This is a genomic window from Curtobacterium herbarum (assembly GCF_016907335.1).
In the GTDB taxonomy this organism is placed as follows: Bacteria; Actinomycetota; Actinomycetes; order Actinomycetales; family Microbacteriaceae; genus Curtobacterium; species Curtobacterium herbarum.
Genome location: NZ_JAFBBT010000001.1, coordinates 1,212,747 through 1,225,315, shown reverse-complemented (window position 1 = coordinate 1,225,315; position 12,569 = coordinate 1,212,747). Strand labels below are relative to the sequence as shown.

Annotated in this window: 12 protein-coding genes; 5 read left to right on the top strand and 7 right to left on the bottom strand. The window is 70.3% G+C overall.

Annotated features, from left to right (window positions below):
- The first annotated feature begins 58 nt into the window (after positions 1–58).
- The 5 genes from sdhC (at position 59) to JOD51_RS05980 (ending at position 4,312) form a co-directional block, all read left to right on the top strand.
- Positions 59–520, top strand: a complete 462-nt coding sequence (sdhC, locus tag JOD51_RS06000; RefSeq protein WP_259558978.1) for a succinate dehydrogenase, cytochrome b556 subunit — start codon at positions 59–61, stop codon at positions 518–520.
- A gap of 13 nt (positions 521–533) precedes the next feature.
- The gene (gene sdhD, locus JOD51_RS05995) at positions 534–980 is read left to right on the top strand and encodes a succinate dehydrogenase, hydrophobic membrane anchor protein (protein ID WP_204607453.1); all 447 of its coding nucleotides are present in this window, start codon (positions 534–536) and stop codon (positions 978–980) included.
- Between the two features lie 70 nt (positions 981–1,050).
- Positions 1,051–2,844 carry a succinate dehydrogenase flavoprotein subunit gene (gene sdhA / locus JOD51_RS05990; protein WP_111237726.1) on the top strand — a complete coding sequence of 598 codons (1,794 nt, stop codon included), beginning with the start codon at positions 1,051–1,053 and terminating at the stop codon, positions 2,842–2,844.
- A 1-nt stretch (position 2,845) separates the two neighbouring features.
- Positions 2,846–3,619, top strand: a complete 774-nt coding sequence (locus JOD51_RS05985) for a succinate dehydrogenase iron-sulfur subunit (RefSeq protein WP_110902701.1) — start codon at positions 2,846–2,848, stop codon at positions 3,617–3,619.
- Positions 3,620–3,670: 51 nt separating this feature from the next.
- Positions 3,671–4,312, top strand: coding sequence for a TNT domain-containing protein (locus JOD51_RS05980; protein ID WP_204607452.1), 642 nt, complete (start codon positions 3,671–3,673; stop codon positions 4,310–4,312).
- A 74-nt stretch (positions 4,313–4,386) separates the two neighbouring features.
- On the opposite strand, the gene JOD51_RS05975 is transcribed toward JOD51_RS05980, so the two are convergent.
- From JOD51_RS05975 to ptsP, 7 genes are all read right to left on the bottom strand, one after another.
- Complete coding sequence (locus JOD51_RS05975; protein ID WP_204607451.1) at positions 4,387–4,974, bottom strand: DUF805 domain-containing protein; 588 nt, start codon at positions 4,972–4,974, stop codon at positions 4,387–4,389.
- A gap of 159 nt (positions 4,975–5,133) precedes the next feature.
- Positions 5,134–6,003, bottom strand: coding sequence for a DUF805 domain-containing protein (locus JOD51_RS17520; RefSeq protein WP_307839405.1), 870 nt, complete (start codon positions 6,001–6,003; stop codon positions 5,134–5,136).
- A 215-nt stretch (positions 6,004–6,218) separates the two neighbouring features.
- Complete coding sequence (locus tag JOD51_RS05965) at positions 6,219–7,151, bottom strand: NADP-dependent oxidoreductase (RefSeq protein ID WP_204607450.1); 933 nt, start codon at positions 7,149–7,151, stop codon at positions 6,219–6,221.
- A gap of 166 nt (positions 7,152–7,317) precedes the next feature.
- The gene (locus JOD51_RS05960) at positions 7,318–8,469 is read right to left on the bottom strand and encodes a mannitol-1-phosphate 5-dehydrogenase (RefSeq protein ID WP_204607449.1); all 1,152 of its coding nucleotides are present in this window, start codon (positions 8,467–8,469) and stop codon (positions 7,318–7,320) included.
- Positions 8,466–8,903 carry a PTS mannitol transporter subunit IIA gene (locus JOD51_RS05955; protein WP_111074286.1) on the bottom strand — a complete coding sequence of 146 codons (438 nt, stop codon included), beginning with the start codon at positions 8,901–8,903 and terminating at the stop codon, positions 8,466–8,468. Before JOD51_RS05955 ends, JOD51_RS05960 begins: the two co-directional genes overlap by 4 nt.
- A gap of 75 nt (positions 8,904–8,978) precedes the next feature.
- Positions 8,979–10,538 carry a PTS mannitol transporter subunit IIBC gene (locus JOD51_RS05950; protein WP_204607448.1) on the bottom strand — a complete coding sequence of 520 codons (1,560 nt, stop codon included), beginning with the start codon at positions 10,536–10,538 and terminating at the stop codon, positions 8,979–8,981.
- A gap of 83 nt (positions 10,539–10,621) precedes the next feature.
- The gene (gene ptsP / locus JOD51_RS05945; RefSeq protein ID WP_204607447.1) at positions 10,622–12,277 is read right to left on the bottom strand and encodes a phosphoenolpyruvate--protein phosphotransferase; all 1,656 of its coding nucleotides are present in this window, start codon (positions 12,275–12,277) and stop codon (positions 10,622–10,624) included.
- Positions 12,278–12,569: the final 292 nt, after the last annotated feature.

The window sequence follows — 12,569 nt, the reverse complement described above, 5'->3', positions numbered from 1 at the left end:
CGAACACGACGGCAACGGCGCGCCGATCGGTGCGCCAGACCTACGGGAAGGCGAGCTCATGGCCGAGCAGACCGCAGGCGGGACGGCGACAGCCACCCCGCAGGTGACCATCGACGGGACGTCGATCGACGCACCTCGGACGCGCGCGCCGCAGGGCACGCTGTACCGCGGCTCGGTCGGGATGTGGTCGTGGGTGCTGCACCGGATCACCGGCGTCGCGATCTACTTCTTCCTGCTCGTGCACATCCTCGACACGGCACTGGTCCGGCTCTCGCCCGAGGCCTACAACGCCGTCATCGGCACGTACAAGACGCCGCTGATGAACATCGGCGAGATCGCCCTCGTCGCCGCCATCGTGTTCCACGCGTTCAACGGGCTGCGGATCATCCTCATCGACTTCTGGTCGAAGGGGCCGAAGTACCAGCGGGCCATGTTCTGGGTCGTCCTCGTGCTCTGGGCCGTGGCGATCGCGGGCTTCCTGCCGCGTCAGCTCATGAACCTCGTCGCCGACTTCAACTGAACCGAGGGCTGTCATGACCACCGAGACCATCGCACCGCCCCGCAGCGCCGACGCCGCCCGCCGCACCACCAACTGGGAGAAGTGGGGCTGGATCTACATGCGGGCGTCGGGCGTCCTGCTCGTCGTCCTCATCTTCGGCCACCTGTTCGTGAACATGGTCGCCGGCGAAGGCGTCAAGCAGATCGACTTCGCCTTCGTCGCCGGCAAGTGGGCGAGCCCGTTCTGGCAGATCTGGGACACGCTGATGCTCTGGCTCGCGCTGATCCACGGCTCGAACGGCATGCGCACGATCATCAACGACTACGTCGCGAAGCCCGGGGTCCGGAAGACCCTGCTCGGTGCCGTCCTGGTCGCCTGCGTGCTCCTGATCGTCCTCGGCACCCTGGTGTGCTGGACCTTCGACCCGTGCCCGGCCGGCGCTGCGGCCGCGGACCTGCCCTCGTTCTGCCCGGCGCCGTAGCCCGCCGCCCGCGTCATCCCGCGCTGGCGACCCGTTCTCGCTCGCTCCGCCTCCTGATCGAAAGACCCCAGTGACCGACATCACCGTGCACCACCACCAGTTCGACATCGTCATCATCGGCGCAGGAGGCGCCGGCATGCGGGCCGCCATCGAAGCCGGCCCGAAGGCGAAGACCGCCGTCATCTCGAAGCTCTACCCGACGCGATCCCACACCGGGGCGGCGCAGGGCGGCATGGCAGCCGCGCTCGCGAACGTCGAAGAGGACTCGTGGGAGTGGCACACCTTCGACACGATCAAGGGCGGCGACTACCTGGTCGACCAGGACGCCGCCGAGATCCTGGCGAAGGAAGCCATCGACGCGGTCATCGACCTCGAGAACATGGGCCTGCCGTTCAACCGCACGCCCGAGGGCAAGATCGACCAGCGACGCTTCGGCGGCCACACCCGCGACCACGGCAAGGCCCCGGTCCGCCGCGCCTGCTACGCCGCTGACCGCACCGGCCACATGATCCTGCAGACGCTGTTCCAGAACTGCGTGAAGCTCGGCGTGAACTTCTTCAACGAGTTCTACGCGCTCGACCTCATCATGGTCGACGTGGTGGGCGACGACGGCGTCACCCGCAAGCAGCCGGCCGGCGTCGTCGCGTTCGAGCTCTCCACCGGCGAGCTCCACGTGTTCCACGCCAAGGCGATGGTCTTCGCGACCGGCGGCTTCGGCAAGATGTACAAGACCACCTCGAACGCCCACACCCTGACCGGCGACGGCGTCGGCATCGTCTGGCGCACCGGCCTGCCGCTCGAGGACATGGAGTTCTTCCAGTTCCACCCGACCGGGCTCGCGGGCCTCGGCATCCTGCTGACCGAGGGTGCCCGTGGTGAGGGCGCGATCCTCCGCAACGCCTCGGGCGAGCGCTTCATGGAGCGCTACGCCCCGACCATCAAGGACCTGGCACCGCGCGACATCGTCGCCCGTTGCATGGTGCAGGAGGTCGCCGAGGGCCGTGGTGCGGGGCCGAACAAGGACTACGTGCTGCTCGACTGCACGCACCTGGGCGCCGAGGTGCTCGAGACGAAGCTGCCCGACATCACCGAGTTCGCCCGCACCTACCTCGGGGTCGACCCGGTGGTCGAACCGGTGCCGGTGATGCCGACCGCCCACTACGCCATGGGTGGCATCCCGACGAACGTCAAGGCCGAGGTCCTCTCCGACAACGACACCGTCGTCCCGGGCCTCTACGCCGCCGGCGAGTGCGCCTGCGTCTCGGTGCACGGCTCGAACCGTCTCGGCACGAACTCGCTGCTCGACATCAACGTGTTCGGCAAGCGCTCCGGCAACAACGCCGCCGAGTACGTCCAGACGGCCGAGTTCCTGCCGCTGCCCGAGGACCCCGCGGCGAACGTGCGCGGCATGCTCGAGCAGCTCCGGGCCTCCACCGGGACCGAACGCGTCTCCGTGCTGCGCAAGGAGCTGCAGGAGGAGATGGACAAGAACGCACAGGTGTTCCGGACCGACGAGTCGCTCGCCCGGGTGACCGAGACCATCCACACGCTCCGCAACCGCTTCATGCAGGTCTCGGTGCAGGACAAGGGCAAGCGGTTCAACACCGATCTGCTCGAGGCGGTCGAGCTCGGGTTCCTGCTCGACCTGGCCGAGGTCGTCGTCTACTCCGCCCGCAACCGCAAGGAGTCGCGTGGCGGGCACATGCGCGACGACTACCCCAAGCGTGACGACGAGAACTACATGCAGCACACCATGGCGTACCTGACCGGTGACCCGCACTCGTCCCTCGCCGACGACCACATCACGCTCGACTGGAAGCCGGTCGTGATCACCCGGTACCAGCCGATGGAGAGGAAGTACTGAGATGACCGACACCCTGGTCTCCGACGCACCCCGCACCGACACCGTGCAGGACGCCCCTCCCGGCTCGTTCTCCGTCACGGTGATCGTCCGGCGGTTCGACCCGGACGTGGACGACGAACCGCGCTGGCAGGACTTCGACGTCATGATGCTGCCGACCGACCGCATCCTGGACGCGCTGCACAAGATCAAGTGGGAGCAGGACGGGTCGCTGACCTTCCGCCGCTCCTGCGCGCACGGTGTCTGCGGTTCCGATGCCATGCGCATCAACGGCCGCAACCGCCTGGCGTGCAAGACGCTGATCAAGGACCTCGACATCTCGAAGCCGATCTACGTCGAGGCGATCAAGGGCCTGCCGCTCGAGAAGGACCTCATCGTCGACATGGAGCCCTTCTTCAAGTCGTTCCGCGAGGTCCAGCCGTTCCTGCAGCCGAAGTCGGCGCCGGAGAAGGGCAAGGAGCGCATCCAGTCCGTCGCCGACCGTGCCCGCTTCGACGACACCACCAAGTGCATCCTCTGCGCCGCGTGCACCTCGTCGTGCCCGGTGTTCTGGACGGACGGCCAGTACTTCGGCCCGGCGGCGATCGTCAACGCGCACCGCTTCATCTTCGACTCCCGCGACGACGCGGCCGACGTGCGCCTGGACATCCTCAACGACAAGGAGGGCGTCTGGCGTTGCCGCACGACCTTCAACTGCACCGACGCCTGCCCGCGTGGCATCCAGGTGACGAAGGCGATCTCCGAGGTCAAGCAGGCCGTCATGCGCGGTCGGGCGTAGGACCCTGGTGCCGACAGGAACGTCATGGGCGGGCGCGCTAGGCTCCCGCTCATGACGTTCGCGGACACCCGCCCCATCCTGGATCAGCTCGGCTACACGGTCCGGTACGTGCAGCTCCCCGGTGAGACGCTCCACGAGCCGCCGGTGGAGGGTGCCCTGCGCATCGTCCCGGCCGACGCCGGCTCCTTCGCGCTCGAGGTCGTCGACTACGGCACCGCACGTCGCCTGGCCACCGCCGGCAACGAGTCCGACGCCGTCGAGATGCTCCGACGCTTCCTGAACCGGCCGTTCCCGGACGCACGTGACATCCGTCGCAGCGACCTCGACCAGATGCGGGACCGGTCGGCGTCGACCTACCCGCAGCTGGCGCAGCAGGTCGCCGCCACCGGAGATGCCGGCCTGACCATCCAGATCCCCGCCGGGGTGCCCGTCGACCGCATCGGTGGACCGGACGGCTACCTCCTGCACCCGCTCGAGACACCGTTGCCGGCACGGTCGCTGCCGCCGCACACGGCGGCCTCCCCCGAGGTGCACCGCTACGTCGTCGAGCGTCCGTTCCTCGTCACCGTCCGGTTCGTCCGGCCGTGGTTCGACCAGCCGGGCGGTGCGCTCCGCTTCGAGATCTCGAACCCGACGTCGACCGTCCGCGATCTGGTCGTCGACGGATCGCTGGCCCGCGTCCGCGTGGTCTGACCCCCTCCCGTCCACCGCACGACGAAGCCCTCCTCCCCGACCGGGGCAGGAGGGCTTCGTCGTGGAGCGGTGCGTCAGCCGCGGTCGGGGCGGTCGAAGCGCTGACCCTCCGGCTTCGAGGGCATGAGGAACAGCACGAGCACGATGATCGGGCCGACGAACGGGATGAGGACGAGCAGGTAGAACGGCCCGGCGAAGTTCCCGTCGTGCAGACGTCGCCATGCCAGCGCCAACGACGGCACCAGGATCGCGAGCGACACCAGTCCCACGAGCGAGTACGCGATGAGGTACAGGGGCGACGGCGACGTCATGACGGACGAGTAGCTGTACCCGGTGCTGACGGTCTGTCGCTCGGACGTGGCGAACCCGATGCCGACCAGGGTCCAGAGCACCGCGAAAACGACGGAGCTGACCAGGTACCACCACCAGAACTCACTGCGGCTGGCACGGCCGTCGAACCGGGCGTACTTCTGGAAGAAGCGCTTCGCCGCGTTCGGGAGCGAGATGCCGTACCACGGAGCCCACAGCGGCGGTTCCCCGTTCGGCCCCGTCTGGACGGCCTGGCCGTAGCCCTGTGGCTGGCCGTACGGGTCCTGCTGCCCATGCGGCTGCTGGCCGTACTGGTCCGGCGTACCGGACGGCTGCTGCGGGTTGTCGCTCACGGTGTCTCCCTGGTGTCGAGTGGTGCTCGGCTCTGAGTCAACCAGGTACCCCGTCGCCCCGGACGACGGCGACCACCCCCGAGCGAGGGGCGTCCCACGGCGAAGCAGGACGGCCCCACCGCGTGGTGGGGCCGCCCGGGGTCGTGCGGGAGGGGTCGGTCAGCCGCGCTCGGGCTGGTCGAAGCGCGCGCCCTCGCGGACGGACGGGATGCAGCCGATGACGATGGCGAAGAGGGCACCGATCGGCGGGATGATGAACAGCAGGGCCAGCAGGCCCGAGAAGTTCACATCGTGCAGGCGTCGCACGGTGAGCGCGATGAAGCCGACGAACGTCGCGAGTGCCCAGAGGCCGCCGACCACGTTCGAGTCGCCGCCGCTGGCACCGCCGCCGATGACGGTGTCGATGATGCTGGTGGCGAAGTTGCCGATGACCCACCAGAGCGCCCAGAACCAGAACTCGCCACGGCTGGCGCGGCCGTCGAAGCGCACGTACTTCTTCCAGAAGCGCGTGAAGGCCTTCGGGAACGGGATGCCGTACCACGGCGCCCAGAGCGGCGGCTCGCCCTGCGTCGCCGCCTGCTGACCGTACGACGGCGGCTGGGCGAACTGCCCCGGCTGCTGTCCGTACTGACCCGGCTGACCGGGCTGACCGTACGGGGCCTGCTGCCCGTACTGCCCGTACTGGCCGGACTGGCTGGACTGGCCGTACGGTGCCTGCTGTCCCGACGGCTGCCCGTAGGGCGACTGTGCCGGCGGCTGCTGCCCGTAGGGAGCCTGCTGCCCCGACGGCTGCCCGTAGGGCGACTGCGCCGGCGGCTGCTGGCCGTACGGCGAGGACTGCGCTGGCGGCTGCTGCCCGTACGGAGCCTGCTGCCCCGACGGCTGCCCGTACGGGGACTGCGCCGGCGGCTGCTGCTGGCCGGAGGGGGACTGCGCGGGCGGCTGCTGCCCGTACGGCGACCCCTGCGACGGGTCGGGCTCGTCACCCGGCCGCTTGGCGTACGGGTCCTGGGGGTACTGGTCGCTCACGGCGGTTCCTTCCGGGGTGCAGGGTCGGTGTGCCCGCGACGACCTCGGCGGCGGCGCCGGAGGCCGGGACCCGTGCCCCGTCCGTCCTGCTCCCCCGCACGCTGACCCCGCGCGCTGGGGTCCAGTGTGCCAGCCCGGACGCCGCCAGGACAGCATCGCCACGACAGCAGTGCCCGACAGCACGCCGCAGGGCCGGCCAGGACACCGCTGGACCGTCAGGGCAGGAGTGCGATCTTCCCGCCCGGGTGCCCCGACTCGAGCAGTTCGAGGGCCGCCCGAGCCTCGGACAGCGGGAACGTCCGGGCGACCGGCACGACGAGCTCCCCGCGACCCGCCAGGTCGATGAGGCGTGCTCGCACCGAGTCCCGGAACGCGGCACTGTCCGGCTGCGCCCCACCGATCGCGGTGATGCCGGCGTCCGCCGCCCGCCCGAACGCGGCGATGGTGGCGATGCGACTCCGGTCCGCCACCAGGGCCAACGAGACCTCGACGGCCTCGTCGGACCCGACGCAGTCCAGGGCCACGTCGACACCGGAGGCGGCGAGGTCACGGACACGGGCCTCCAGTCCGTCGCCGTAGGCGACCCAGTCGCCGCCGAAGCCGCGGACGGCGTCGGCGTTGGCCGCGGAGGCGGTGCCGATCGCCCGTGCACCGAGTGCTCGGAGCTGCTGGAGCAGGCTGACGCCGACGGCTCCGGAGGCGCCGTGCACGAGCACGGTGTCGCCGGCCTGCACGGCCGTGACGCGGATGAGGTCCGCTGCCGTGGTTCCCGCGAGCAGCAGGTTGGCGGCCTCCGGGAACCCGATTGAGCCCGGCTTGGCGAACACGTCCGCTGCGGGCAGCGTGATCTCCTCGGTCCAGCCGCCACGGACGCGGAACGCCACGACCTCGTCCCCGACGGCGACCGCCCCGGAGGCGATCGCCGTGTCGGGTCCGACGGCGCTGACGACACCGGCGACCTCGTACCCGATCGGTACCGGGAAGTCGGCGGGGTCGCCCCGCTGCGTGTGCTTCGCGTCGGCGGGGTTCATGCCTGCGGCGCGGACGCGGACGGTCACCTCGCCCGGGCCGGGTGCCGGCACCTCGACGTCGACCAGTTCGAACACGTCACTGCCGCCGGGACGCGGGGCCACCCACTGCTTCGTCATGCTCGCGACGGTACTCGCGGCGGCGACGGCCACGTCGAGCGGGCGAGCAGAGCAGGGGGGGACGGACGCCGAGACGGACGGGAGGCCCGGTACCAGCTGGTACCGGGCCTCCCGTTCCGTCAGACGACCGCGTCAGGCGGTCACGTCAGTCAGTCGGTCACGTCCGTCAGGCGCGCGCCGCGCCCACCCGCCCCGTGAAGGAGGCGTGCAGCGGGTGCTCGCCACCGAGACCGGTGATCTCGGACGCGATGTCGGCGTCCGAGCGGTCCGAGCGCAGCAGCGTCTGCAGCTCGACGCTCTGCTCGTCGTCCGCGACGTCGAACCGCAGTGCGGCGCCCATCGCGTCGAGGAGCGCGGTCGGCTCGGTGCCGCTCTCGGCCAGCGCGGCGGCCGGCGAGACGAAGCGCTCGTCGCGCGAGAGCTTCCGCAGCGGCTGGCGGCCGACGCGGGTGACCGTGTCCGGCAGGTGCGGGTTCTCGAAGCGGCCGATGATGGCCTCGACGTAGGCGCGGTGCACCTCGGGGTCGAGCTCGTGGCGACGGACGAGCAGGTCGCTCGTCTCGGCGAGCACGGCCTCGAGCGCGGAGCGGACGGCAGGCATCGCGACGGCGTCGGATATCTTGTCCGCACCGGCGAGGAACCCGTGGTACGCGACGGTGGCGTGCCCGGTGTTCACCGTGAAGAGCTTCCGCTCGATCGACGCGGCGAGCCCGTCGACGTAGTGCGCACCCGGCAGCTCCGGCTCGGCGCCGTGGAACGGGGTGCGGTCGATGGCCCACTCGAAGTAGGTCTCGACGGTGACGTCCAGGCCACCGCCCGGTGCCTGCGCCGGCACGATGCGGTCGACGGCGGTGTTCGCGAAGACGGCCTTTGCCAGGACGTCCTCGCGCCCGTCCTCCGGCAGCGCGTCGACGATGAACTCGCGCAGGCGGTCGGTGGCGTTGATCGCGTTCTCGCAGGCCATCACGGCGAGCGGGGCGGCGTCGGCGGAGCGCTGCTGCAGCCCCTTCGCGATGACGGGGGCGATGAACTTCAGGACGGTCGGGCCGACGGCGCAGGTGACGATGTCGGCGGTGGCGATCTCGGCGATGACACCGGCCTCGTCCTGCGCGCTGTTCACGGCGCGGAAGCCGGTGACGACGTGGTCCTGGGCGCCCGTGCCGACCTCGTGCACGGTGTACGAGTCGGCGGCGGCCAGGGCGTCGATCAGCGGGGCGGCGACGTCGGCGAAGACGACCTCGTACCCGGCCTGGTGGAGCAGCAGGCCGACGAAGCCGCGGCCGATGTTGCCCGCACCGAAGTGGACGGCGGTGCTCACTCGTTGACCTCACCGAGGATCGCGAGGATCGCGGCCACGTCGGGGGCGTCGGTCAGCGCCTGGACCTGGTCCTCGTCCGAGAACACGATCGCGATCTTGCTGAGGATGTCGAGGTGCTCGTTGTTGACGCCCGCGATGCCGACGACGAAGCGGACGTCGTTGCCGTCCCAGTCGATCGGGGTGGCGTAGCGGACGAAGGACAGCGCGGAGGCCTTGATGGCGTCCTTCGCGTCGTTCGTGCCGTGCGGGATCGCCAGGGAGTTGCCCATGTACGTCGAGACGCTCTTCTCGCGCTCGAGCATGGCGGGGTAGTAGTCCGCGGTGACCGCGCCGACCTCCTGGAGGATCGCAGCCGCCTCCTTCATCGCCTCCGACTTGGTCGGCGCAGCGTCCTCGGTGTGGATGCGGATCTGGCTCTCCTGCAGGACGGGCATACGGGTTCTCCTTGTTCGTGGTGGACGGCGGAAGAGCGGACGGTCGCCCGTCCCCTCCCCCATCGTGCTCTTGTCTTACTGGTTCTTCAGCTGGTCGACGACCTGGTCGTACTGCGGAGCGTTCATGAAGTTGCCGACCGACACGTGCTGCGCGTTCGGGTTCTTCTGCTTCGCACGGTCCGTGAGCTCCTCCTGGGTGATGATGAGGTCCTCGTCACCCGAGAGGTTCGCGATCGCCTTGTTGGCGACCGTGACACCCTCGATACCAGCCTTCTTGATCTTGTTCCGCAGGACACTCGCACCCATGGCGCTCGAGCCCATGCCGGCGTCGCAGGCGAAGACGACGTTCTCGACGCGCGTCGCCGTGGCGGTGCTGGCGGAACCGACGCCCCCGAGGGAGGCCTCGGCCTCTTCCTCGTTCGCCGGGGAGTTGTTGCCGAGCAGGCCCGAGGTCGCGGAGTTCACGTCGCGGCCCTTGTTCTGCTGGAGCTTCGCCATCGCGGCGCTCATGTCGCCGCCGGTGCCGGAGGCCAGGTCACGCTTGCGGGTCGCGATGAGGAAGAACGACGCCACCGCGAAGGAGACGGCCGCCGACAGGACCACCGAGAGGATGACGCCGACGAAGCTGTCCTTCGCCGTCGCACCGAGCACCGCGAAGATCGAGCCCGGGGAGGCCGGGGCGACGAGTCCGGAGTGGAAGGCGACGTTGGTCGCGACACCGGTCGCACCACCGAGGATGACCGCGATGAAGAGGATCGGCTTCTGCAGCACGTACGGGAAGTAGATCTCGTGGATGCCGCCGAGGAACTGGATGATGATCGCGCCGGGAGCGGTCGAGCGGGCGATGCCGACACCGAAGAAGGTGAAGGCGAGCAGGATGCCGAGACCGGGGCCGGGGTTCGCCTCGAGGAGGAACAGGATCGACTTGCCGGACTCCTGGACCTGCTGCGCACCGAGCTGGTCGAGCACGCCGTGGTTGATCGCGTTGTTCAGGAAGAACACCTTCGCCGGCTCGATGATGACGCTGGCGAGCGGCAGCAGCGAGTGCTGCACGAGGAAGTTCACGGCGTCGCCGAGGCCCTCGGCGATGAGCTTGAACAGCGGCGCGAGCCAGAAGAACCCGACCATCGCCAGTGCGAAGCCGAGGATGCCGGCCGCGTAGTTGTTCACGAGCATCTCGAAGCCGGGCTTGATCTTGCCGTCCCAGATCTTGTCGATCTGCTTGATGAGGTACGCACCGAGCGGACCACAGATCATCGCGCCGAGGATCATCGTGGTGCCGCTGGCCCCGACGATGACGCCCATGGTCATGATCGACCCGACGACGGCGCCGCGGGTCTCGTAGACCATCCGGCCACCCTGGATCGCGATCGCGAGCGGGATGAGGTAGGTCAGGATCGGGCCGACGAGCCCGGGGTTGGCCACGCCGGCGGTCTCACCGAAGCCGCCGAGGACGCCGACCGGGGTCCAGCCGGTCTCGATGAAGAAGGCCGTGATGATGCCCCACGCGATGAAGATCGCGATGTTGGGCATGACCATGCCGGACAGGAACGTGCCGAACTTCTGGACGGCGACGCGAGCGCCACCCCGCGACTGGTCGCGGGTGTCTGGCGCTGCAACGGACGACGTTGTCATGTGCGTTGACTCTCTGTGTGGGGTGCTGCTGCAGGGATCGGGTGGGGTGCTGTGGGGCGTGGTGCGTGGTGCGTGGTGCCGGCTCAGACGGCGTGCACCGCGGCGGCAGCGGACCGGGCGGTCGCTGCCGTGCTCGCGGCGAGTGCCGCCCGGGCCATCTCGCGGGCTTCGTCGAGGGTGTGCTTGCCGAGTTCGGCACGCACGTCGGCGAGGGCCGCGGGGGTCATCGAGAGGGTGGTGGCGCCGAGGCCGACGAGGACGACGGCGAGCAGCGGGTCGGCCGCGGCCTCACCGCAGATGCCGACCGCCTTGCCGGCGTCCGCTCCGGCCGCACCGAGCTGGGCGACGAGTCGGAGGACGGCGGGGTGCCAGGGGTCCTGGTAGTGCGCGACGGTGCCGAGCATGCGGTCGGCGGCCATCGTGTACTGGGTCAGGTCGTTCGTGCCGATCGACACGAAGTCGGCGGAGCGCAGGACCTGCTCGGCCATCAGCGCCAGGGACGGAACCTCGGCCATGACGCCGGCGGTGCGGATCCCGAGTTCGCGGGCGAGGTCGACGAAGTACTCGGTCTCCTCGGCGTCGGCGACCATCGGGGCCATCACCCAGAGGTCGGCCTCGGTCGCGGCGTCTGCCTGGGCGAGTGCCGTCAGCTGGTCGCGGAGGACCTGCTCGTGGTTCCGGAGGGCACGGAGCCCGCGGCGGCCGAGCGCCGGGTTCTCCTCGTCCTTGTCGGTGAGGAACGGCAGCGGCTTGTCGGCACCGGCGTCGAGCGCCCGGACGACGACCTTCTTGCCGGGGAACGCGCGGAGCAGCTGCTCGTAGGACGCCTGCTGCGACGCCACGGTGGGGGCGCTGGGCGAGTCGAGGAACAGGAACTCGGTGCGGAACAGGCCGACACCCTCAGCGCCGAGGTCGACGGCGGCCTGGGCGTCGGCGGGGCTGCCGAGGTTCGCCAGGAGCGGCACGACGTGTCCGTCGGCGAGGGCACCGGCGGTGAGCGGTGCGGCCAGGGCGGCACGGCGGTCGGCGATGCGCTGCTCGACGTCGGCGACGAGTTCGTCGCTCGGCTCGGTGACCACCGTGCCCGCAGCGGCGTCGACGACCACGTGCTGACCCTCGGCGAGGTCGTCGGCACCGGTGACGCCGACGATGGCGGTGATGCCCTTGGCGCGGGCCAGGATCGCGGTGTGCGAGGTCGGTCCGCCGTCACGGGTGACGAGCGCCAGGACCTTGTCGAGGTCGAGCAGGGCGGTGTCGGCCGGCGCGAGGTCGCGGGCGACGAGGACGAAGGGCGTCTCGGACTCGGGCACGCCCGGGGCCGGGACACCGCGGAGCTTCGCGACGATGCGCTGGGCGACGTCGTCGAGGTCGGCGGCGCGCTCCCCCATGTAGCCGCCCATGCCGACGAGCAGGTCGCGGAACTGGGCGAAGGCCTCGTGCACGGCGCGCTCGGCGTTCGTGCCGCCGTCGATGCGGGCGTGCACGTCGTCGAGCAGGGTCGGGTCCTGGGCCATCAGCGCCTGCGCCTCGAGCACGGCCTGGGCGTCGCCGCCGGCGAGGCGTCCGCGTTCGTTCAGTTCCTCGGCGACCGCGGCGAGCGCGGTGTGCACGGCCTGCTTGGCGTCGTCGGCCGAGCCCTCGAGCGGTGCGATGGAGGGCGCTCCCAGCGGGTCCGCCATCCGGAGCACGGGGCCGTGGGCAACGCCGCGGCCGACGCCGGTTCCGAGCAGATCGGACATGGGGAGACTCCTTCATCTCACGCGCAGCAGCGGTGGGTGGTTCGGGGGCGGTGCGGTGTCCGGCGCGTGCTGCAACCGGACGGCTCTGCAGCACCATACATCGCGCCGCGTTGACAAACAAACACATCCGGGGATAAAAATGCAGAAACAGATGCCCGTTTCCGTCCGCGGTTCCGGACCGCGACGGGCTGCCCGGTCAGATCGTGCCCGAGCATGTCCGTTCCGCTCCACATGATCGTCGCCGACCGGACGCACCGCCCGGACGCACAGCCCGACCCGAGCGACCCGCTCG